This window comes from Limnohabitans sp. 63ED37-2, assembly GCF_001412535.1.
Taxonomy (GTDB): Bacteria; Pseudomonadota; Gammaproteobacteria; order Burkholderiales; family Burkholderiaceae_C; genus Limnohabitans_A.
In genome coordinates this window covers 2,506,694-2,528,216 of the sequence record NZ_CP011774.1, presented here as the reverse complement: position 1 = coordinate 2,528,216, position 21,523 = coordinate 2,506,694, and the positions used below count along the sequence as shown (strand labels likewise).

Annotated in this window: 23 protein-coding genes and 2 tRNA genes; 10 read left to right on the top strand and 15 right to left on the bottom strand. The window is 60.4% G+C overall.

From position 1 onward, the window contains the following. Positions 1–717: an ABC transporter ATP-binding protein gene (locus L63ED372_RS11785; protein ID WP_062406123.1), complete on the top strand. Its 717-nt coding sequence runs from the start codon at positions 1–3 to the stop codon at positions 715–717. Positions 718–833: 116 nt separating this feature from the next. Here L63ED372_RS11785 and L63ED372_RS11780 read toward each other — a convergent pair whose 3' ends face one another. Together L63ED372_RS11780 and L63ED372_RS11775 are read right to left on the bottom strand one after the other, a co-directional pair. Continuing rightward, positions 834–1,808, bottom strand: a complete 975-nt coding sequence (locus L63ED372_RS11780) for a Bug family tripartite tricarboxylate transporter substrate binding protein (protein ID WP_062406122.1) — start codon at positions 1,806–1,808, stop codon at positions 834–836. Positions 1,809–1,834: 26 nt separating this feature from the next. Next, entirely contained in the window at positions 1,835–2,875 is a 1,041-nt protein-coding gene (locus L63ED372_RS11775; RefSeq protein ID WP_062406121.1) for a CDP-6-deoxy-delta-3,4-glucoseen reductase, read from the bottom strand. 47 nt (positions 2,876–2,922) lie between these two features. Here L63ED372_RS11775 and L63ED372_RS11770 point away from each other — a divergent pair, with 47 nt between their 5' ends. After that, on the top strand, positions 2,923–3,885 hold the full coding sequence (locus tag L63ED372_RS11770; RefSeq protein WP_062406120.1) for an SDR family oxidoreductase: 963 nt from the start codon (positions 2,923–2,925) through the stop codon (positions 3,883–3,885). Then, complete coding sequence (locus L63ED372_RS11765) at positions 3,882–4,283, top strand: RNA-binding S4 domain-containing protein (protein ID WP_062406119.1); 402 nt, start codon at positions 3,882–3,884, stop codon at positions 4,281–4,283. Before L63ED372_RS11770 ends, L63ED372_RS11765 begins: the two co-directional genes overlap by 4 nt. A 54-nt stretch (positions 4,284–4,337) precedes the next feature. On the opposite strand, the gene L63ED372_RS11760 is transcribed toward L63ED372_RS11765, so the two are convergent. Continuing rightward, positions 4,338–4,422: transfer RNA gene (locus L63ED372_RS11760), tRNA-Leu, on the bottom strand. A gap of 38 nt (positions 4,423–4,460) precedes the next feature. Between L63ED372_RS11760 and cysM the strand changes: the two genes are divergently transcribed. The 3 genes from cysM to L63ED372_RS11745 are packed head-to-tail and all read left to right on the top strand — an operon-like array spanning position 4,461 to position 6,159. Then, positions 4,461–5,363, top strand: coding sequence for a cysteine synthase CysM (gene cysM, locus L63ED372_RS11755; RefSeq protein WP_062406118.1), 903 nt, complete (start codon positions 4,461–4,463; stop codon positions 5,361–5,363). Positions 5,364–5,374: 11 nt separating this feature from the next. After that, positions 5,375–5,932 (top strand): NUDIX domain-containing protein, encoded by a 558-nt coding sequence (locus L63ED372_RS11750; protein ID WP_062406117.1) that lies wholly within the window; start codon positions 5,375–5,377, stop codon positions 5,930–5,932. Then, positions 5,932–6,159 (top strand): sulfurtransferase TusA family protein, encoded by a 228-nt coding sequence (locus L63ED372_RS11745; RefSeq protein WP_194943213.1) that lies wholly within the window; start codon positions 5,932–5,934, stop codon positions 6,157–6,159. Before L63ED372_RS11750 ends, L63ED372_RS11745 begins: the two co-directional genes overlap by 1 nt. Before the next feature lie 6 nt (positions 6,160–6,165). Here L63ED372_RS11745 and galU read toward each other — a convergent pair whose 3' ends face one another. Both galU and L63ED372_RS11735 read right to left on the bottom strand, forming a co-directional pair. Then, the gene (gene galU, locus L63ED372_RS11740; protein ID WP_062406115.1) at positions 6,166–7,044 is read right to left on the bottom strand and encodes a UTP--glucose-1-phosphate uridylyltransferase GalU; all 879 of its coding nucleotides are present in this window, start codon (positions 7,042–7,044) and stop codon (positions 6,166–6,168) included. Positions 7,045–7,070: 26 nt separating this feature from the next. Continuing rightward, complete coding sequence (locus L63ED372_RS11735; RefSeq protein ID WP_062406114.1) at positions 7,071–10,058, bottom strand: valine--tRNA ligase; 2,988 nt, start codon at positions 10,056–10,058, stop codon at positions 7,071–7,073. 318 nt (positions 10,059–10,376) lie between these two features. Between L63ED372_RS11735 and L63ED372_RS11730 the strand changes: the two genes are divergently transcribed. The 3 genes from L63ED372_RS11730 (at position 10,377) to L63ED372_RS11720 (ending at position 12,860) form a co-directional block, all read left to right on the top strand. Continuing rightward, positions 10,377–10,799, top strand: coding sequence for a rubrerythrin family protein (locus tag L63ED372_RS11730; RefSeq protein WP_062408037.1), 423 nt, complete (start codon positions 10,377–10,379; stop codon positions 10,797–10,799). 109 nt (positions 10,800–10,908) lie between these two features. Further along, positions 10,909–12,258, top strand: coding sequence for a (Fe-S)-binding protein (locus tag L63ED372_RS11725; RefSeq protein WP_062406113.1), 1,350 nt, complete (start codon positions 10,909–10,911; stop codon positions 12,256–12,258). A gap of 11 nt (positions 12,259–12,269) precedes the next feature. Then, the gene (locus L63ED372_RS11720; RefSeq protein ID WP_062406112.1) at positions 12,270–12,860 is read left to right on the top strand and encodes a DUF3501 family protein; all 591 of its coding nucleotides are present in this window, start codon (positions 12,270–12,272) and stop codon (positions 12,858–12,860) included. Positions 12,861–12,869: 9 nt separating this feature from the next. Here the strand turns inward: L63ED372_RS11720 and L63ED372_RS11715 are convergent, their stop codons facing one another. The 3 genes from L63ED372_RS11715 to L63ED372_RS11705 form a co-directional block, all read right to left on the bottom strand. Beyond that, positions 12,870–13,493 (bottom strand): L-threonylcarbamoyladenylate synthase, encoded by a 624-nt coding sequence (locus L63ED372_RS11715; RefSeq protein WP_062406111.1) that lies wholly within the window; start codon positions 13,491–13,493, stop codon positions 12,870–12,872. 76 nt (positions 13,494–13,569) lie between these two features. Next, positions 13,570–14,469 carry a DMT family transporter gene (locus L63ED372_RS11710; RefSeq protein ID WP_156343625.1) on the bottom strand — a complete coding sequence of 300 codons (900 nt, stop codon included), beginning with the start codon at positions 14,467–14,469 and terminating at the stop codon, positions 13,570–13,572. Continuing rightward, positions 14,466–15,320 carry a 3',5'-nucleoside bisphosphate phosphatase gene (locus L63ED372_RS11705; RefSeq protein ID WP_062406110.1) on the bottom strand — a complete coding sequence of 285 codons (855 nt, stop codon included), beginning with the start codon at positions 15,318–15,320 and terminating at the stop codon, positions 14,466–14,468. The genes L63ED372_RS11710 and L63ED372_RS11705 overlap by 4 nt, the downstream gene beginning before the upstream one ends. Positions 15,321–15,435: 115 nt before the next feature. On the opposite strand from L63ED372_RS11705, the gene L63ED372_RS11700 reads away from it, so the two are divergent. After that, positions 15,436–15,684 carry a YfhL family 4Fe-4S dicluster ferredoxin gene (locus L63ED372_RS11700; RefSeq protein WP_062406109.1) on the top strand — a complete coding sequence of 83 codons (249 nt, stop codon included), beginning with the start codon at positions 15,436–15,438 and terminating at the stop codon, positions 15,682–15,684. Positions 15,685–15,700: 16 nt separating this feature from the next. Here L63ED372_RS11700 and pth read toward each other — a convergent pair whose 3' ends face one another. The 7 genes from pth to L63ED372_RS11665 form a co-directional block, all read right to left on the bottom strand. Beyond that, a complete protein-coding gene (pth, locus tag L63ED372_RS11695; RefSeq protein WP_062406108.1) occupies positions 15,701–16,351 on the bottom strand; it encodes an aminoacyl-tRNA hydrolase in 651 nt (216 codons plus the stop codon). A 117-nt stretch (positions 16,352–16,468) separates the two neighbouring features. Continuing rightward, on the bottom strand, positions 16,469–17,095 hold the full coding sequence (locus tag L63ED372_RS11690; RefSeq protein WP_062406107.1) for a 50S ribosomal protein L25/general stress protein Ctc: 627 nt from the start codon (positions 17,093–17,095) through the stop codon (positions 16,469–16,471). Between the two features lie 99 nt (positions 17,096–17,194). Next, positions 17,195–18,172 carry a ribose-phosphate pyrophosphokinase gene (locus L63ED372_RS11685; protein WP_269465055.1) on the bottom strand — a complete coding sequence of 326 codons (978 nt, stop codon included), beginning with the start codon at positions 18,170–18,172 and terminating at the stop codon, positions 17,195–17,197. A 41-nt stretch (positions 18,173–18,213) separates the two neighbouring features. Continuing rightward, positions 18,214–18,290: transfer RNA gene (locus L63ED372_RS11680), tRNA-Gln, on the bottom strand. Positions 18,291–18,324: 34 nt separating this feature from the next. Continuing rightward, positions 18,325–19,170 (bottom strand): 4-(cytidine 5'-diphospho)-2-C-methyl-D-erythritol kinase, encoded by an 846-nt coding sequence (gene ispE / locus L63ED372_RS11675; RefSeq protein ID WP_062406106.1) that lies wholly within the window; start codon positions 19,168–19,170, stop codon positions 18,325–18,327. Between the two features lie 42 nt (positions 19,171–19,212). After that, the gene (locus L63ED372_RS11670) at positions 19,213–19,734 is read right to left on the bottom strand and encodes a lipoprotein insertase outer membrane protein LolB (protein WP_062406105.1); all 522 of its coding nucleotides are present in this window, start codon (positions 19,732–19,734) and stop codon (positions 19,213–19,215) included. Beyond that, a complete protein-coding gene (locus L63ED372_RS11665; RefSeq protein WP_231624487.1) occupies positions 19,731–21,476 on the bottom strand; it encodes a tetratricopeptide repeat protein in 1,746 nt (581 codons plus the stop codon). Before L63ED372_RS11665 ends, L63ED372_RS11670 begins: the two co-directional genes overlap by 4 nt. Positions 21,477–21,523: the final 47 nt, after the last annotated feature.

Below are 21,523 nucleotides of genomic sequence, written 5' to 3'. Positions count from 1 at the left end.
ATGGCCAATGTTCTTTTGAAAGTCAAAGACCTGCAAGTGGGTTACGGCGGCATTCAGGCCGTGAAGGGCGTGAGCCTGGAAGTGCGTGAAGGTGAGTTGGTCTCTTTGATCGGCTCCAACGGGGCGGGCAAAACCACCACCATGAAAGCCATCACCGGCACCTTGCCTTTGCAGACGGGTGACATCGAGTACCTGGGCAAGAGCATCCAAGGCCAAGGCCCTTGGGATTTGGTCAAGCAGGGCCTGGCCATGGTGCCGGAAGGCCGTGGCGTGTTCACCCGCATGACCATCACCGAAAACCTGCAAATGGGCGCTTACATCCGCTCAGACGCCAGTGGCATCGCCGACGACATCGAGAAAATGTTCACCATCTTCCCGCGTCTGCGTGAGCGCAAGGACCAGCTGGCGGGCACCATGTCCGGTGGTGAGCAGCAAATGCTGGCCATGGGCCGCGCCCTGATGAGCCGCCCCAAGGTGTTGTTGCTCGACGAGCCGTCCATGGGCTTGTCGCCCATCATGGTCGACAAGATCTTCGAGGTGGTGCGCGATGTGTACGCCCAAGGTGTGACGGTGCTGCTGGTGGAGCAAAACGCCAGCCGTGCGCTGGCCATTGCCGACCGTGGTTATGTCATGGACTCGGGCCTCATCACCATGACCGGTGTGGGCAAGGAGATGCTCGAAGACCCCAAGGTGCGAGCAGCCTACCTGGGCGAGTGATTTCAAACCCTTCGTCACCCCGGACTTGATCCGGGGTCCATCTCGTCAGCATGTCAGCGGGTATGGATACCGGATCAAGTCCGGTATGACCCAAAAAACCGCGAGTGAATTTTGGCTCAATCCACCCGAGCGCCACTGGCCTTGACCACGCTTTCGTAGCGTGTCAGCTCTTTCTTCATGAAGGCACCAAACTGCTCGGGGGTGTTGCCCACCGGCTCGGCCAGCAGTTGGCCAAAACGGGTTTTGGTTTCGGGTGTTTGCAGTGCCGCCACAAAAGCTTTGTTCAGACGCTCCACCACATCGCGTGGTGTCGCCGCGGGTGCCACCAGGCCCCACCAGGTGTCGATTTCAAAATCCTTGAGTGTCTCGCTCATGCTCGGGATGTCGGGCAGGGCGCTGCTGCGCTGTCCGGTGGTCACGGCCAAGGCCTTGAGGCGGCCCGCCTTGATGTTGGCCGCAGCGGTTGCCAGGTTGTCGAAGTTGAAGTCGACTTGGCCCGACAACAAAGCCAGCTGCGCCGGGTTTCCGCCGTTGTAGGGAATGTGCACCGCAAAAATGCCGGCAGCCCGCTTGAACATTTCACCCGCCAGGTGACCGGCGCTCCCGTTGCCACCGGAGCCAAAGTTAAGCTTGGCGGGGTTGGCTTTGGCGTAGGCCACCAAATCGGCCAGGGTGTTGATCTTCAGGCGCTGCGCGGTCTCGGCGTTCATCACCAGCACATTGGGCACACGCAGCATTTGCGTGATGGGCGCAAAGTCGCGGCTCGCGTCATACGGCATCTTGGCAAACAGCCAGGGGTTGATCGCGTGTGTGGCGGTTGCCGCGATGCCGATCGTCAGGCCATCGGGCGCGGCCTTGGCGACCAGGTCAGCGCCCAAGTTGCCACCTGCGCCGGGTCGGTTTTCAATGATCACCGTGCCCAGGCTGTCTTTCACGCGCTCGGCCAAGGCCCGCGCGGTGACGTCGATGGGGCCACCGGGTGCATAGGGCACGATGATGCGGATCGGTTTGCCTTGCGCCCAGGCAGGCGCCCAAGCGGGGGCGCTGAGTGCGAGGCTGCGGGCAGCAAATTGGCGGCGGGTGATGGACATGGGATGCTCCGTGAAACAGGTCAACTTCAAGCCTTGGCTTTGTCGGCCTCGGACGTGAATGAATCGGCGTAAAACTCTTCTTCAGGCAGATGGCCCAGCGCCGCATAGTCGCGTTTGGCCGAGTCCACCACGATGGGGGCACCACAGGCATAAACCTGGTGGCCCGACAAATCGGGGAAGTCTTGCAAAACCGCCTGGTGCACAAAACCCGTGCGGCCTGTCCAGTTGTCTTCGGCCTCAGCGTTTGAGATCACGGGCACGTAGCGCAGGTTGGGCATCTCGGCCAAACGGGCCTCGACCCAATCGGCCATGTACAAATCGGCTGGGCGGCGGCCGCCCCAGTAAAGGGTGGCGGGGCGGGTGATGCCGCGGTGCTGCATGTGTTCGATCAGCGCCTTGATGGGCGCAAAGCCCGTGCCCGAGGCCAGCAGCACCATGGGCTTGTTGCTGTCTTCACGCAAGTAGAAGCTGCCGTACGGGCCTTCGGCACGCAGGATGTCTTTTTCCTTCATGGTGGTGAACACCGGGTCGGTGAACTTGCCTCCGGGCATGTGGCGGATGTGCAGCTCCACCGTGGGTGGCGCCACCTCGAGGGTGTGCGGCGCATTGGCCATGCTGTAGCTGCGGCGAGAGCCGTCGCGCAGCAAAAACTCGATGTACTGGCCCGCGTGGAACTTCATCACATCGTTGGCGGGCAGTTGCAGTTTCAGCACGATCACGTCGTGAGACTTTTTCTCCAGACTCACCACACGCACCGGCATCTTCTTGACGGGCAAGCCGCCTTCTGCGGTCACCTGTTTGGATTCAAGCACCACATCGCTTTGGGCGGTGGCGCAGCAGGTCAGCACCAAGCCCTGGGCTTCTTCGTCTGCAGACAGGGCTTTGTCCTGGTGCGGGCCATGCACCACGGTGCCCGAGATTTTTTTGCATTTGCACGAACCGCAAGCGCCGTCTTTGCAGCCATAGGGCAGGCCAATGCCTTGGCGGATGCCAGCTGCCAGCAGGGTTTCGTTGTCGTCGGCGGTGAAGCTGCGGCCACTGGGCTGCACAGAAATTTGAAAGCTCATCTTTTGGGTATCCTAGAGGGTGTGAATATCACCCGGAACCCCTGATTTTGCCTTCAAACCAAACCCCCCTGGGCGCACGGCCTGCCCGCTTTCGCCGCCAGCGTGTTTTGATCGTGGGCTGTGGCGATGTGGGCTTGCGCACCGCGGGTCAGCTGGGGGCGCCGCAAGGCCAGCGGGTGCGCCTGATGGCGCTGACCTCTTCTCCAGAGCGCGTGCGGCTGCTGCGGGCTTGTGGCATCACCCCTTTGTCTGGCAACCTGGACGATGCGGCCAGCCTGAAACGCCTGGCAGGCATCGCACACCGGGTCATCCACCTGGCCCCACCGCCCACCGACCGGCAAGGGGGTTCGGACCGAGATCCGCGCAGTTTGGCCTTGGTGCGTGCTTTGCGCTTGCGCACGGCACCACAGGCATTGGTTTATGGATCGACCACCGGGGTTTATGGCGACTGCGCCGGGCAACGGGTGGATGAGACCCGAACCGTGAACCCCCACACCTCCCGCGCCCAGCGCCGGGTGGACGCGGAAAATTGGATGCGTTTTCTGGGGCGCAGTGGCGTGCGGGTGAGTGTGCTGCGCATCCCCGGCATTTACGCCCCCGACCGCGAAGGCGGAACGCCCCGTGAGCGTTTGCTCAAGGGCACGCCCGTGCTGGTGGCCAAAGAAGATGTGTACACCAACCACATCCACGCCAACGATCTGGCCCGGGCCTGCGCCGCCGCTTTGTGGCGCGGCAAGCCCCAGCGCGTGGTCAACGTGACCGACGACACCGATTTGAAAATGGGTGACTACTTTGACTTGGCCGCTGGCCTGTATGGCTTGGCCAAGCCTCCACGGATTTCACGCCACGATGCCAACACCGCCTTGCCCCTGATGCTGCTGAGCTTCATGAGCGAGTCGCGGCGGCTGGACAACACCCGCATGAAAAAAGAGTTGAAAGTCCGCTTGCATTACCCGCATGTGCGTGACGGCCTGAGCCCGCAAGGCGCTTTGTTTTTGGGGACGCGATGACTTCCCTGCGCATTGACAAATGGCTGTGGGCAGCTCGGTTTTACAAAACCCGCAGCCTGGCCAGCGATGAGATCGGCAAGAACCGTGTGCAGGTCAACGGGCAAGACGCCAAGCCGTCCAAAGAGGTCAAACCCGGCGACACCGTGTGTCTGCGCCAAGGCGCGGTGGAGCGCACGGTGGTGGTGCAAGGTCTGAGCGGCGTGCGTGGCCCGGCGCCGGTGGCGCAGCTGCTCTACACAGAAACCCCGGAAAGCATCGCGGCCCGCCAAAAAGCCGCCGAGCAAAACCGCTTGGCCCGCGAGCCCGCACTCAGCATTGAGCAGGGCCGCCCCACCAAACGCGACCGCCGGCAGATTGAGCGCAATTGGAACGACCGTTGGAGTGCGGGGATCGATTGATCTGAAAACCCAAGAAAAAAGCCGCAAGTTGCGTGAACTTGCGGCTTTTTAGTTTGGTGCCCGGGGCCGGACTCGAACCGGCACGCCTTGCGGCGGGGGATTTTGAGTCCCCTGAGTCTACCAATTTCACCACCCGGGCGGAATGTGTGGAGACCCGAATTATGGCACATTATTGGCATGATTTATCCAACCATTGAAGATGCAATCGGCAAAACACCTTTGGTGGCTTTGCAGCGCTTGGGGGCTGCCGATATGGCGGCCCGAAACAATGTGATCTTGGGCAAGCTCGAGGGCAACAACCCAGCGGGCTCCGTCAAAGACCGCCCCGCCTTATCAATGATCCGTCGTGCTGAAGAGCGCGGCGAGATCAAGCCGGGTGACACCCTGATCGAGGCGACATCCGGCAACACCGGCATTGCGCTGGCCATGGCGGCCGCCATCAAGGGTTACCGCATGGTCTTGATCATGCCCGAGGACTTGTCGATTGAACGCGCTCAGACCATGAAGGCGTTTGGTGCCGAGTTGATCCTCACGCCCAAAAGCGGCGGCATGGAATACGCCCGTGACTTGGCCGACAACATGGCCGCGCAAGGCAAGGGCCGCATCCTGGACCAGTTTGCCAACGCCGACAACCCGCGCATCCATTACGAAACCACCGGCCCCGAAATTTGGGAGCAAACCGGCGGCAAAGTCACCCACTTTGTGAGTGCCATGGGCACCACCGGCACCATCACGGGCGTGTCGCGGTTCTTGAAAGAAAAGAACCCGGCCATCCGCATCATCGGTGCCCAGCCCAGCGAGGGCTCGCGTATTCCGGGCATCCGCAAATGGCCCGAGGAATACCTGCCCAAAATTTACGATCCGAGCCAGGTGGACGAGCTGATTTACGTGAGCCAAAACGACGCCGAAGAAACCTGCCGCCAGATGGCGCGGTCCGAAGGTATCTTTGCCGGTATCTCGGCGGCTGGTGCTTGCTGGGTGGCCCAGCAAGTGGCCAAAACGGCGCAAAACGCCACCATCGTGTTCATCGTCTGCGATCGTGGTGACCGTTACCTGTCCACGGGCGTTTTCCCCGCCTGACCGGAGGCTTCATGGCTGAATTTCGTTTTTGTCCCATGTGTGCCAGTCCCCTGGCTTGGCTCTCGCAAATGGAAGACGGGGGCGAAACCATGCGCCTGCGTTGCACCGCCTGCGATTTCACACACTGGAACAACCCCACGCCCGTGCTGGCGGGCATTGTGCAAGTGGGCGACCAAATTTTGTTGGCCCGCAATGCGGCCTGGCCGGGGCGGCGTTTTGCGTTGATCACTGGCTTCATGGAGGCGGGAGAAACGCCCGAAGAAGGCATCACCCGCGAGATTGCCGAAGAAACCAACCTCAAGGTTTCTGCCCTCAAGCTGATTGGCGTTTACGACTTCCAGCGCATGAACCAGGTGATCATTGCCTACCACGCGGTGGCCGAAGGCGAGGTGCGTTTGTCGCCCGAGTTGGCCGAGTACAAGATGTTCGACTTCAAAGACTTGATTTGCTGGCCCGCAGGCACCGGTTACGCCTTGGGCGACTGGTTGCGCACCATCGGCATTGAGCCGAAGTTCATGTCATGGGAAGAGCGTGCCGCACAGAGCCAGGAAGCGAATCAGGACACATGATGCACATCGATAAAGAAATAGACACCAGCGGCCTGAACTGCCCTTTGCCGATCTTGAAGGCCAAGAAGGCCCTGAACGAGATGAGCAGCGGTCAGGTGCTCAAAGTGACGGCGACCGACCCGGGCGCCTGGCGTGACTTTGAGGCCTTTGCCCGGCAGACCGGCAACGATTTGTTGATGCAAGAAAAGACCGAAACAGCGTTTGTGTTTGCACTCAAACGGCGTTGAACCCGATCAGAGGCTCAAGCCTTTGAGGTAGTCGCGGAACGACGCGCCGACCTGCGGGTGCTGCAAAGCCAACTCCACCGTGGCTTCTAAAAAGCCTTCCTTGCTGCCGCAGTCGTAGCGCTTTCCTTGGTACTGAAAGGCATAAACGGCTTCGCGCTGCATCAGGCGGGCAATCGCATCGGTGAGCTGGATCTCGCCGCCCACGCCAGTGGGCTGGTTGCGGATCTCGTCAAAAATGCCCGGCGTGAGGATGTAGCGGCCCGCCACGCCCATGCGTGAAGGCGCTTTGTCCGGGCTGGGTTTTTCCACAATTTGTTCAACACGGATGAGCTGTTTGCCTGCGGGTTCTCCGGCCACGATGCCGTAGCGCTTGACCTGTTCGAGTGGGACTTCTTGCACCGCCAATACCGAGCGGCCTTGCTTGGTGTAAGCCTCGACCATCTGGGACAGGATGGAAGGGCCCGAGTTGACCATCAGGTCATCGGCCAACAGCACAGCAAACGGTTCATTCCCCACCAGGGGCTCGGCGCAGAGCACGGCGTGACCCAAGCCCAGCATGCGGTTTTGCCGCACATAAGCGCACACCATGTCATCGGGTTGCACTGATCGCACCAAGGCCAGCAATTCGTCTTTGTGGGCCGCTTCGAGTTCGCTTTCGAGTTCGTAGGCGGTGTCAAAGTGGTCTTCGATGGCGCGCTTGCTGCGGCCCGTCACAAAGATCATGTGCCGAACACCCGCCGCATAGGCTTCTTCGACCGCGTACTGGATCAGCGGCTTGTCGACCACGGGCAGCATTTCTTTGGGAGCGGCTTTGGTGGCGGGCAAAAAGCGCGTGCCCAAACCGGCAACAGGGAACACGGCTTTGCGGATGACGTTGTGGCTCATGGTCGATTCCTTGTTCACGCAGGGCTTCAGCCCAAGCGTTGCAGTTGCTGGCGGATTTTGTCGAGTGTGGCCCCAAAGTCGGCCACGCGCTTTTTGGTTTCGTCGAGCACGGCTTGCGGGGCCTTGGCCACAAAGGCCTCGTTGCCCAGCTTGGCATTGGCCTTGGTGATTTCGCCTTCGAGGCGAGCCACTTCCTTGCTCAAGCGGATTTTTTCTGCGGCCGCATCCACTTCGATGAAAAGGCACAAACGCGCTTCACCCACCACGGCCACAGGCGCGGCCTGGGCGGCGGCGATCCATTCGGCCTCGGTCTCGAACACCTTGACTTCGCTCAACTTGGCAAGCGACTGCAGCACGGGCGCAGCGCTTTGCATGAAGCTGGTGTCGCCCAGCACATACAGGGGCATGCGGGTGGACGGTGAGACGTTCATTTCGCCGCGCAAGTTGCGGCAAGCATCCACCAGGGTTTTGAGCTTGGCCACATGGGCTTCGGCATCCAAGTCGATGCGTTCGGGCTGGCTCACGGGGTAGGCCGCGATGCTGACCGACTCGCCCGGACGGCCTGCGACCACCGACACTTTTTGCCAAAGCTCTTCGGTGATGAAGGGGATGATGGGGTGTGCCAAACGCATGATGGTCTCAAGCGTGCGGATCAGGGTGCGTCGTGTGGCGCGTTGTTGCGCCTCGTTGCCGATGTTGATCTGCACCTTGGCGATTTCGAGGTACCAGTCGCAGAACTCGTTCCAAACGAAGTCATAAATTGTGTTGGCCACGTTGTCGAGGCGGTACTCGGCAAAGCCTTTGGCCACCTCGGCTTCGACGCGTTGCAGCTGCGAGCTGATCCAGCGGTCGGCTTGGCTGAAGGCCAGGTAACCGTGGGCTGGGCCGCCCACAGCGCATTCGGCTTTGGTGTGTTCTTTCAGGCCGCAGTCTTGGGCCTCGCAGTTCATCAGCACAAAGCGGGTGGCGTTCCACAGCTTGTTGCAGAAGTTGCGGTAACCCTCGCAGCGCTTGGAGTCGAAGTTGATACTTCGGCCTAACGTTGCTAGAGACGCAAAAGTGAAGCGCAGGGCGTCGGCGCCATAGGCCGGAATGCCTTCGGGGAATTCTTTTTCGGTTTGTTTGCGGACTTTGGGCGCGGTCTCGGGTTTGCGCAGGCCTTGGGTGCGTTTGTCGAGCAATGGCTCCAAGGTGATGCCGTCGATCAAGTCAACCGGGTCGAGCACGTTGCCTTCAGACTTGCTCATCTTCTTGCCTTGGGCATCGAGCACCAGGCCGTGGATGTAGACGTGTTTGAAGGGCACTTTGCCGGTGAAGTGCGTGGTCATCATGATCATCCGGGCGACCCAGAAGAAGATGATGTCGTAGCCGGTCACCAAAACGGAAGACGGCAGGTAGAGGTCGTAGTCTGTGCCGCTGTCGGCAGTGGCACCGCCGGTCGTGCTCATACTCGCTGCGCTCGCCAAATCGCCCGATCCGGCGGCACCACTGCCGACCGCTGCGTTGTGGTGGGGCCAACCCATGGTGCTGAATGGGACCAGTGCGCTGGAGTACCAGGTGTCCAGCACGTCTTCGTCGCGCTTGAGCGTTTTGCCAGGGGCTTGGGCCTGTGCTTCGGCTTCGTTGCGGGCCACGTACACCTTGCCGTCTTCGTCGTACCAAGCGGGAATCTGGTGGCCCCACCAGAGCTGGCGCGAGATGCACCAGTCGGTGATGTTGTTCATCCACTGGTTGTAGGTGTTCACCCAGTTTTCGGGCACAAAGCTCACTTGGCCAGACTGCACGGCGTCAATGGCTTTTTGGGCAATGCTCTTACCGGTGGCGTCGCCACGACCCACTTGGTTCATGGCCACGAACCACTGGTCGGTCAGCATGGGCTCAATCACTTGGCCCGTGCGGGCGCAGCGGGGCACCATGAGTTTGTGTTTTTTCACTTCGACCAATGCGCCTGCAGCTTCCAGGTCGGCCACCACGGCCTTACGGGCCACAAAGCGGTCCAGGCCTCGGTATTTCTCGGGCGCGTTGTGGTTGATGGTTGCGTCCAGATTCAGCACGCAGATCATCTCCAGCTTGTGGCGCTGGCCGACAGCATAGTCGTTGGTGTCGTGTGCGGGCGTGACCTTCACCACGCCCGTGCCGAAGTCTTTGTCCACGTAATCGTCGCCAATCACGGGGATGGTACGGCCGCACAGTGGCAGATTGACCTGTTGGCCAATCAGGTGTTTGTAGCGCTCGTCTTCGGGGTGGACCATCACGGCCACGTCGCCCAGCAGGGTTTCGGGGCGGGTGGTGGCGACAGTCACACTGCCGGACCCGTCCACCAGGTCGTAACGGATGTGCCACATCGAGCCGTCTTCCTCGGCGCTTTCCACTTCCAGGTCGGACACCGCGCTTTGCAACACCGGGTCCCAGTTCACCAAGCGTTTGCCGCGGTAAATCAGGCCTTGCTCGTACAGCTGCACAAAGGTCTCGGTCACGGTCTTGGACAGCTTGGGGTCCATCGTGAAGTATTCGCGGCTCCAGTCCACGCTGTCGCCCATGCGGCGCATTTGGCTGGTGATGGTGTTGCCCGATTCTTCTTTCCATTCCCAGACCTTGCTCACAAAGTTCTTGCGGGCTTCGGCAGGCGTAGGGCCCATGTCATGGCGGCTGATGCCTTTGGCTTGCAGCTGGCGCTCCACCACGATTTGCGTGGCAATGCCTGCGTGGTCGGTGCCCGGAATCCAAGCGGTGTTGTGGCCCAGCATGCGGTGGTAACGGGTCAACGAGTCCATGATGGTCTGGTTGAACGCGTGGCCCATGTGCAGGGTGCCGGTCACGTTGGGCGGGGGCAGCTGGATGGCAAAAGCCGGTGCACCGTCTTTGGGCGCTTGGGTACCCCTGAAACCGGCCACGCCGTAGCCGCGTTTTTCCCACTCGGGGCCCCAATGGGCTTCCAGCGCAGCGGGTTCAAACGATTTGGACAGGCTCTCAAGGCCGGGCTGTGTGACCGGGGTGGCGGGTGCGTTGCTCATGGCGGGGTCTTTTTGAAAAAGAAAGCGGCTTTTCGAGTGCCGCGCAAGACCGTTGAGGTCTGTAGGGTTGGGCTGATTTTACCCAGCCGGCCTGTACTTTCTTCTTTGGAGCCGGGGTTTGCGCTCCTGCTGGTGTTGTCCAGGTCAGGATAAACCCGGGGGTGGTTGTTGATGGCGATCAACTTTCGGTCTTGATAGCCTTGCTAAATCCATCCCATTGCATCAATCTATTTGGAGACGGATGGGTTTCGGTCTAACCTGATGGTTCTCTGGCGATCCTGCCAGGGCAATCAACTCAAAACCCGCAAGGAGATATCCATGGCAGCACTCAAAGGCTCGCGCACGGAACAATGCCTGAAGGACGCCTTCGCAGGCGAATCCCAGGCCAACCGTCGCTATTTGTACTTCGCGAACAAAGCTGACGTTGAAGGTCAGAACGACGTGGCAGCACTGTTCCGTTCCACCGCTGAAGGTGAAACAGGCCACGCCCACGGTCACCTGGAATTCCTGGAGCAATCCGGCGACCCAGCAACCGGCATGCCCATCGGCTCGACACGTGACAACCTGGCTTCGGCTGTGGCTGGCGAAACCCACGAGTACACCGACATGTACCCCGGCATGGCCAAGACCGCTCGCGAAGAGGGTTTTGACGAAATCGCCGACTGGTTCGAGACCCTGGCCAAGGCTGAGCGTTCACACGCCAACCGTTACCAGAAAGCTTTGAACGAATTGGTGGATTGATTCCCCCGGTCCGTGAGCCCGCTGCACCGCAAGGCGCAGCGGGTTTTTCTCAAGGTTCTGACCGCAGAGTCTTCAGAAAAACCCCATAAAAATCCCCAAGGAGCACAACATGGCCAAAGAAGGCAACCTCGAAGCCCCCACACGACACGCCCTCGGCTGGGAGAGCCCCGACTTCTACAACGAAGAGAAGTGCTTTGACGAGCTCGAGCGCATTTTTGACATCTGCCACGGCTGCCGCCGTTGTGTGAGCCTTTGCAATTCTTTCCCCACTTTGTTTGATCTGGTTGACGAGTCCAGCACCATGGAAGTGGATGGCGTGGACAAGAAGGATTACTGGAAAGTGGTGGACCAGTGCTTCATGTGCGACCTGTGCTACATGACCAAGTGCCCCTACACCCCGCCGCACGAGTGGAACCTGGACTTCCCGCACACCATGCTGCGGGCCAAGGCCATCAAGTTCAAAAAAGGCGAAGTGGGCGCGGCCGAAAAGTTTTTGGCCTCCACCGACACCCACGGCTCTTTTGCAGGCATCCCGATCGTGGTGCAAGCCATCAACGCCATCAACAAAACCGAAGCGGCGCGCAGCGTCATGGAAAGCGTGGCGGGCGTTGACAAAAACGCCTGGCTGCCTTCCTTGGCCACCCAAAAGTTCCGCTCCAGCGCCCCGGATGCCAAGGCCTCCAAAGTGGTGGATGGCGAGAAAACACCGGGCAAAGTGGCGATCTATTCCACTTGTTACATCAACTACAACGAGCCCGGCATTGGCCATGACCTCCTTAAAATCCTCGACCACAACGACATCCCATATGTGCTGGTTGAGAAAGAAAAGTGCTGCGGCATGCCCAAGCTCGAGCTCGGCGACCTGGACTCGGTGAAGGACTCCAAAGAAGCCAACATCCCGGTGCTGGCCAAGTACGCCAAGGACGGCTTTGCCATCATGGCGGCGGTGCCCAGCTGCGCCCTGATGTTCAAGCAAGAGATTCCGCTGATGTTCCCCGATTGCACCGACACGCAGCTGGTTAAAGAAGCCATGTGGGACCCGTTTGAATACTTCATGGCCCGCAAGCGCGACGGTTTGCTCAAGACCGAATTCCCGCAAAAGCTGGGCAATGTGAGCTACCAAATTCCTTGCCACGGTCGGGTGCAAAACATCGGCAAGAAGACCGAGGAAATGCTCAAGATGATCCCGGACACCGAGATCAACACCATCGAGCGTTGCTCGGGCCACGCGGGCACCTACGGCGTCAAAAAAGGCTCACACGAGATGGCGATGAAGATCGGCAAACCCGTGTTCAAGGCCATGGCCACCATGAAGGACGGCTCCAAGCCCGACTTCATCAGCTCCGACTGCCCACTGGGCGGCCACCACATTGCCCAGGGCTTTGAGGTCAACGGCCTCGGTGCCCCTGAACTGAACCACCCCTTGACCTTGGTGCGCAAAGCCTACGGTCTCAAATAAGGAACACTGCCATGCAACTGACCGGAAAAATCACGCCCGAGACCCTGATGACCTTGGAGGCATACACCAAGTGGCGTAAGGTTCACAAGCCCGAAGTGATTGCCCACCGCAAGCTGCGCAGCGTGCAGCTGGGTGAGCACATCAATGTGCAGTTCGAGAGCGAAACCACCATCCGCTACCAAATCCAAGAGATGCTGCGCATCGAAAAAGTCTTCGAAGAAGAAGGCATCTTGCAAGAGATCGACGCGTATGCCCCGCTGGTGCCGGACGGCAGCAACTGGAAAGCCACCATGATGATCGAGTACACCGACATCAACGAACGCCGCCGCGAGCTGGCCAAGTTGATCGGCGTGGAAGACCGCATGTTTGTGGAGGTGGAAGGCCACGGTCGCGTGTATGCGATTGCCGACGAAGACCTGGACCGGGAAACCGATGAGAAGACCTCAGCGGTTCACTTTCTCCGCTTCGAGTTGAAGCCGGTCATGTGCGCTGCCATCAAGGCGGGTGCGGGTGTCAAGCTCGGTTGCGATCACACCCACTATCCTTCACACATCGACATGGCCCCAGACACTCTGGCCAGCCTGGCTGGCGACTTGAAATAAGTCTCGGCTTCAGAGCCCTAGCAGCGCCGGGTCACCCTGACCCAGGCGCAACACTTGGGCCGGCTCATCGGTCATGTCGATCACCGTGGTGGCTTGCAAAGAGCAGGCCCCCGCGTCAATGACCGCACCCAGCTGGAGTTCCAGCCGTTCACGAATCTCCTGCGGGTCATTCAAAGGGTCACCCTCTGTGGGCATGATCAAAGTGGCCGCGAGCAACGGCGCACCATGCAGCGACAGCAGCTCTTGCAGCACTTTGTGTTCGGGCACGCGCAGGCCAATGGTTTTGCGTTGGGGGTGGCTCAGGCGACGCGGCACTTCCTTGGTGGCTTCCAAAATGAAGGTGAAGGGCCCAGGCGTGGCTTGTTTGATGGCGCGAAACTGCCGGTTGTCCACCCGCGCATAGTTGGCCAGCTCGCTCAGGTCGCGGCACAGCAGCGTCAGGTGGTGCTTGTCGTCCACGCCCCGGATGCGGCGCAGTTGGTCGGCAGCGTTTTTGTCGTCCAGATGGCAGACCAGGGCGTAGCTGGAGTCGGTGGGCACCGCCAGTACTTTGCCTTGGTTGAGTAACGCCACCGCTTGCTTGAGCAGGCGGGCTTGGGGGTTGTCGGGATGAACGCTGAAAAACTGGGCCATGGGTGCTTGCTGGGTTGCCGTTGGTGATCGTATGGAGGTAGATGGGGGCGAAGTCCCGCAGAGGAAGAGCTTTACCTCAGGATTCTGGCGGCTGGATGGTGATGCGGTTCTCGCGCACGGTGAGCCAGGCCCCCAAAGCCCCACACAATGCCACCAGACCCATGCCCACAAAGGTCCACTGGTCGGGCAGATGGTTGAACACCACCCAGCCGCCCAACACCGCAAAGCCGATCTGCGCGTACATATAGGGCGTGAGGGTGGCGGCAGGGGTCCGGCCATAGGCGAGGATGAGCAAAAAATGCCCGATCGAAGCCAGCACGCCCATGAGAAGCAACTGCAACCAGACGGTCCAGTCTGCGGGCATTTCCCACACAAAGGGCAGCAGCAGCGTGGCCATGCCCGTGCCGATCCAGCCCGTGTAAAAGTGGGTGGTGATGGGGTCTTCGGTCTTGGCCATCTTGCTGGTCAAGAGCTGAAAGCCCGAGTTGGTGCCCACCAGCATCAGCGGCAGGATCACCGTCCAGTCAAAGTGCTGGCTGCCGGGGCGGATGATGACCATCGTGCCGATGAAGCCACCCAGCACCAGCAGCCAGCGCAGGGGGCGAATTTTTTCCTTCAGCATCCTGGCCGCGAGCAAGGTGATGATCAGGGGAGACAGCATCGAGATGGCGGTGAATTCGCCCACCGGCATGTATTTCAGGCTCAAAAAAGCCAAGATGCTGCAGGCAAACAGCAGAAGGCCACGGGCCAATTGAAAGCGGGGGTGTTCGGTCCTCATCACACGGCGGCCACGCCCCGGCCAGACCACCACCGTGGTGATGAGCGCCTGAAGGGCGTAACGGAACCACAGCGCGACCAACACCGACAAGCCTGCACTGACATGCCGAGTGGTGGTGTCTAAGGTGGCAAAGCAGGCGGTGGCCAGGACCGCAAAGCCGATGCCCTGAAGGCTGGCGTGTCGGTGCGTCGGGTTCACTGAACGCGGTCGGCCAGCAATTCCCAAACCGGGGTCAGTTGGCCAGGCAAGTAGGGCAGGGTGCCCAGGTCGATGCGGCTTTCTTCGGGGCTGTGAAAGTCACTGCCGCGCGAAGCCACCAGGTCGAATTCGAGCGCGGTTTCGGCGTAGCGCACCGCTTCTTGTGAGGAGTGGCTGCCGGTGATGACCTCCACACCGCGCCCGCCGTGCGTCTTGAATTCGCTGAACAGCGCGTATTCTTCGTTGGGTGTGAAACCGTAGCGTGCCGGGTGCGCAATGACGGCAATGCCACCCGCTTCGGTGATCCATTGCACCGCTTCTTGCAGCCGCGCCCAGCGGTGCGGCACGTAGCCAGGTTTGCCTTCCGTCAGGTATTTGCGAAACACCTCCGAGGTGTCGCTGCACACGCCCGTCTCGACCAGGTGGCGTGCAAAGTGGGTGCGCGAAATCAGCTCGGGGTTGCCCACGTAGAGCAGAGCGCCTTCGTAGGCGTTTTTAATCCCGACTTTGGCCAGGCCGTCTGACATCTCTTGGGCGCGTTCGCTGCGCCCACCCCGGGTGCGGCGCAAGCCAGCCACCAGGTTGGCGTTGTGCGGGTCAAAGCCCAGGCCCACGATGTGCACCGTCTGGTGGGCAAAGGTGACGGAAATCTCGGTGCCGGTGAGGTAGGGCAGGCCTTGTGCACGGGCTGCGGCCAAAGCGCGGTCTTGCCCGCCCACTTCGTCGTGGTCGGTCAGCGCCCACAGTTCCACACCGTTGGCTTTGGCGCGTTCGGCCAGAACTTCGGGGGTGAGGGTGCCGTCGGAGATGACGGAGTGGCAGTGCAAGTCGGCGTTCATCATGCAGACCATTTTAGGCGCATGCCGCTGGTTCGGGGCAAGCAACAGCCCTGCAGTCTTTCGGGCTGATGCCTGTGGCCGATAATCCTGACATGACCACGATGCAGAATTTTGCGGAGCCCCAGCCATGGCACTGATGATCACCGACGAATGCATCAACTGCGATGTGTGTGAGCCCGAGTGCCCGAACGAAGCGATTTATTTGGGCGAAGAAATTTACGAAATCAACCCGTCCAAGTGCACCGAGTGCGTCGGGCATTTTGAGGAGCCCCAGTGTGTTCAGGTCTGCCCGGTGGCCTGTATTCCTGTCAATCCGCAGCACGTCGAGAACCAGGAATCGCTCTGGGCCAAGTACCGCCGCCTGCAGGCGCAGTGACCGGATCAAGGCCCCTTCACTCGGTTTTGGGTGCACCCATTTCGGGCGCTTCGGCATTCGGCGCTTTGGGCGGGCGCGGGGGTTTGGGCCTGGGCTGCTTGCTGGTATGGATGCGCACCATGGCTTTTTCCATGTCACCCGCCAGCAGCAAAGGCAAGGCGGTCAGTGCCCGGAAAATGCTGTCGTCGATGGCTTTGCGGTGTTCGAGCATCGGCTTCTTCAAAACCCAGCTCACCACTTCGGCCTTGTCGCCCGGGTGGCCCACACCAATGCGCAGCCGCCAGTAATCGGCAGTGCCCAGCTGGGCATGGATGTCGCGCAAACCGTTGTGCCCGGCATGGCTGCCACCCAGTTTGAGCTTGGCTTCGCCCGGCACGATGTCGAGTTCGTCGTGTGCCACCAAAATTTCTTGAGGCTGGATTTTGAAGAACCGGGCCAGGGCGCTCACCGACTTGCCCGACAAGTTCATGTAGGTCTGTGGCTCCAGCAGCCACAAGTTCTGACCATTCACGGTGGTGCGGGCCATCAGGCCGTGGTAGCTGCGCTCTGGCACCAATGACACCTTGAGCTCACGGGCCACGGCATCGATCCACCAGAACCCGGCGTTGTGGCGGGTGTCTTCGTATTCGTTGCCCGGGTTGCCCAGGCCGACTAGCAGTTTGATCATGGGGCGTGATTATCCTTGTTGCAGGCGGCGCAATGAGCTTGGGCAGGATCTCCCCAAAACAAAAGGCCCGCTTGCGCGGGCCTTGAAGGGGCGGGGCCGAAGCCCCAAGCCAGAAGATTACTTCTTGCCTTTGCCCTTTTTGGCGTCTGCAGGTGCAGCGGCCACAGGTGCGGCCACCACTTCTTCGACAGGAGCCACCACGGACACGAGAACCGGGTTTTTCTTGCCGTGGGTGACGGCTTTGCAGCCAGCAGGCAAGGTGATGTCGTTCAGGTGCAGGGATTTGCCCATGGTCAGGCCCTTCAAGTCCACCGCGATGAATTCGGGCAGGTTGGCAGGCAAGCAAGCCACTTCGAGTTCGGTCACGACGTGAGTGACTGTGCACTTGTCGGTCTTGACGGCTTCGGACTCTTCTTCACCGCTGAAGTGCAATGGCACTTTCATGTGCAAAGTGGTGTTGGCATCAACGCGCTGGAAGTCGATGTGTTGCACCAATTGCTTGTAGGGGTGCATCTGGTAGTCACGCAGCAAAACTTTGCTGGATTGACCATTCAATTCCATGTCCAGGATCGAAGCGTGGAAGGCTTCCTTTTTCAGGGCGTGCCACAAAGCGTTGTGGTCCAGCTCGATCAGTTGGGGGGCCGATGTGGAACCGTAAACGATGCCAGGTGTGCGACCGGAATTGCGGAGACGGCGGCTCGCACCCGTGCCCTGCTTAGCGCGCTCAAAAGCGACAAATTTCATACATTTCTCCTTCTAGGGCCCACCGCGACCAGTGCGACCCTGACTCAAAAAAGCCAGCCAGTCCACAAGGACGGCTGGCCACTGTTGGCCCGTAACCGATCAGGCTTGATCGGAGAACAGGCTCATCACCGACTCACCATGCGCAATCCGATTGATCGTTTCGGCGATCAGCGGAGCCACGGAGAGTTGGCGAATCTTGGAACACGCTGCGGCTTCTGCCGACAGCGGGATGGTGTTGGTGACAACCACTTCGTCGAGCGCTTCGCCTTTGGCAATGCGGTCGATGGCCGGACCCGAAAAAATCGGGTGCGTGCAATAGGCGTAGACTTTTTTCGCGCCGCGCTCTTTGAGCACTTCGGCGGCTTTGACCAAGGTGCCTGCGGTGTCGATCATGTCGTCCATGATCACGCAGTTGCGGCCTTCGATTTCGCCGATGACGTGCATGACTTCAGACACGTTGGCTTTGGGGCGACGCTTGTCGATGATGGCCAGGTCGCAACCGAGCTGTTTGGCCAGAGCACGGGCACGCACCACACCGCCCACATCGGGCGACACGACGATCAGGTCTTCGTAGTTTTTCTGGCGCAAATCACCCAGCAAAACGGGGGATGCATAGATGTTGTCGACCGGGATATCAAAGAAGCCCTGGATTTGGTCGGCGTGCAAGTCCATGGTCAGCACGCTGTCAACGCCAACGGCTTGTAGCATGTTGGCCACCACTTTGGCCGAGATGGGCACACGGGTTGAACGTGGGCGACGGTCTTGGCGGGCGTAACCGAAATAGGGAATGACAGCGCTGATGCGACCAGCCGAAGCGCGTTTGAGCGCATCGACCATGATCAACAGTTCCATCAGGTTTTCGTTGGTGGGGGCGCAGGTGGACTGCACCACAAACACTTCGCGGGCGCGAACGTTTTGCTTGAGCTCAACGGTGACTTCACCGTCAGAGAAGCGGCCCACATCAACAGCGCCGAGCTGTGTGCCCAAGTGCTTGGCGATCTCGGCAGCCAAAACGGGATTGGCGTTGCCGGTGAACAGCATGAATTCGGGGGGGAGTGAAGCAGGCTGCATGTGCATTCCAGCGATCAGATAAAGGGGCCTGTACGATTGAACGTATTTGGCAGGGGAAGAAGGACTCGAACCTTCGAATGCCGGAATCAAAATCCGGTGCCTTAACCAACTTGGCGACTCCCCTACACGGGTTGACCGCTGAAACAGCGACCGACCGATCAACTATCGCTGGATGCCCATCCTTGCAAAGGGTGTGCTTCCATATTGCTGCAAAGCCGGGCCAGAAAGAGGTCAGGAACCGAAACTTTCGTGGTGTTGTCCATGCAATGGGCAAACACGGCACTGCCGGAACCCGTCATTCTGGCTTTAAGACCGGCGTGTTTGAGGGCCTGGATGGCTTGCTCAACACCGGGGCACAAAGTTTGCGCAACGGGTTGCAGATCATTGTGACCGAAGTCATATGTCTCTGCAGCAAAGACCGATATTGTAGCAGCGTTTGTGTCGCGTTGCAGGTCCGGGTGTGCAAAAATTTGAGATGTTTCGATGCCCTGAGGCGGCTTGAGCACCCAAAACTGGGCGGCGGGCAGTGTAATGGGGGTGATTTTTTCGCCCACGCCCTCGACCCAGGCGTTGTGCCCACGCAGGAAAAACGGCACATCCGCGCCCAATTGCAGGCCCAGCTTTTCCAGGGTGGGCAGACTCAGGTTCAGACCCCACAAGCGGTTGAGCGCCAGCAGGCAAGTGGCCGCATCGGAGGAGCCGCCGCCCATGCCCGCTTGCGCGGGGATGTGTTTTTCAACCGCAATGTGCACACCCTCGGTGCAGCCGGTGTGGCTTTGCAGCAGGTGCGCTGCGCGGGTGATCAGGTCCTGGGCAGGCAGGGCGATGGTGAGGTCTTCGCGGCTGATGGCGCCACCGGGGCGCTTTTCAAAATGCAGCGTGTCGCACCAGTCGATCAGCATGAAGACCGATTGCAGTTCGTGGTACCCATCGGGGCGTCGGCCCGTGATGTGCAAAAACAAATTCAGTTTGGCCGGGGCAGGCACATCGTGCAGCGATTTCATGGCTGGATTATCGTCAAGCTGGGGGTGCCGCCGTGGACAAGCTCAGCGGTCCAGAGCGATGCGCAGCACCGCGCCGGGGCTAGGCTCGCGCCGCTCTGCGCTGATGCGGCCTTGGGCGTGCCCTGACAAATCGACTTGCCAGCCAGGCGCCTCGGCGGGTCGGCCTGCCAGCCACTCGAACAAAGCGGCAATGGGCAGTTCAGTGCCCGTCAGGCGAGCGCCCAGCTTTTGCAGGCTTGGGCTGTTCACCTCTTGCTGGCCTTGTGCCAACCGTGCGCCCTGGGGCGTCCACTCCAGGCGGGCCAGGGTGGTGCCGATGGGGCTGAGCAAAACCATTTCTCCGGTTTGGGCCGAGCCTTGCAGCTCGAAACCGGCACTGAGAGATTCCGGCGGGTCCTTGAGCACCTGAATGGCCATGCGCCCTGTCCAATAGGCGTTGGCGTCTACAGGGCTCATGCGGGGTGTGGCGCAACCCGCGGTCAGCAAGGCGCAGGCCATGGCCAACACCCATACCCGTTGCCGAGCGTGGTGGGTGGGCGCCTGGGCGTCTTCGCAGCGCTTCATGGTTTGAATTGGAAGCGCTTCATGGTCTCGACCAAGGTGTCGTTGTCGGCCTTGAGCAGCAAGCCCTCGCGCCAGACTGCACCCGCTTCCTGGCGCTGGCCCATGACCCACAGCACTTCGCCCAAATGGGCTGCAATTTCGGCGTCGGGGCGGGCTTTGAAGGCGGTCTGCAAAAGTTGCAGGGCTTCCGCATACTGGCCCTGACGAAACGCGACCCAGCCCAAGCTGTCCTGGATGTAGGCATCGTCCGGGGCCAGCTTCAGGGCCTGTGTGATGAGTTGACGGGCTTCGTCAAGACGGGTGTTGCGATCGGCCAGTGAATAACCCAGGGCGTTGAAGGCGTGGGGGTCTTCGGGTTTGCGCTTCATCAGTTCGCGCAGCACGCTTTCCATTTCGTCAAAGCGTTTGAGCTTTTCGTTGACCATGGCCATCTCCGACATCAAGTCGGTGTTTTGCGGCTGCTCAGTCATGGCTTGCTTGAGCAAGGTGTAAGCCTCGTCCAGCCGTTTGTTCTCGCGCAGCCACATGGACTGCACCAGGGTTTTGCGCGTGGCTTGCTCGGTGTTGTTGGTTTTGATTTGGGCCAGCACTTGGCGGGCTTCTTCCAGCCGGCCTTGTTGTGTGAGCAGGTCGGCTCGGCGGCTGGCCAGCTTGATCGGATCGGCATCGGCGGGTACTTGGGCCAGCCATTGCTCGGCCTGAGACAGTTGGCCTTGGCGCTGCGCCATCTGGGCGAGCGCCATCAACGCCTCGGCCAAACCGGTTTGTGCCTCTTTGTCTTGGCTGGCTTGGGCCAGCGTCACATGCTGGCGCAGTTTCTGTTCAGCTTCGGCCAGTTTCCCGGTTTCCTGCAGCAGCAAACCATGCACCAGCCAACCATCGGCAAAGCTGGGGTGCTCGGCATTCAGGCGAGCCAGCTGTTGCATGGCTTCGGCTTGTTGTGGCAGGCCGATCAAATGCCGGGCATAGCCCAGCCGCAACTCAGGCTGTACAGCCCCTTTCATGGCCTGGGCCAACAAGGGGGTCATCTCGGTTGGAGCCGCGTTGGCCAGGCTCAGCGCCAGGATCAGGGGGCCAGGGGCCGAGGCGTCGGCCGCACGGCCCTGGCGCGTGGCTTCAACTGCCAGCGCCAGTTGCCCGGCTTCGCGCCGCATGCGGCCCACGGTGGTCCAGGCTGCGGCCGCGGTGCTGCTTTGTTTCAGGGCCGCGGCCAGGGCTTTTTCGACCGTGTCGGCGGCGGTTTTTTTGTCTTGCACCCTGGCAAACACCCGGGGCACTGACGCAATGGCCGCATTTTGTTCAGCCGCTGGAAGCTCCCGGATCGACACGCTCAGGGCCTTGCCAGCCTCGTCCACCCGGTTCAGCGCCAGCAAAATTTGCAAGATGTAGCGGTTGGCTTCGGTGTTTTCGGGAACTGCGCTTTTCCACGCTTGTGCCGCTTGCAAAGCCGACTCGCCCGAGCGCGATTGCAAAGCTAGGTCAACGGCACGCTGAAACAGCGCCGGGTCACGGGTTTTGCGAGCCGCGTCCAAAATGATCGAGAAACCACTGCCCGGCGAGCCGCTGCGCACATTCAACTCGCCCATCAACAATTGGTAAAACAGCGCTGCATCGAGCGCCGATTGTGGCGGTGGGGCTTTGTCTGTTGTGGGGGCTGGGGCAGTTTGGGCTGGCGTGGCCGGTTGCGCCCAAGCGCTCCAGACGCAAGAGGAGATGAAGGCGAGTCGAAACCAGAATTTCATGTCTTCATCATAATCCAGCCACCCGCTGGCGTGTGCCATGCAGCCCA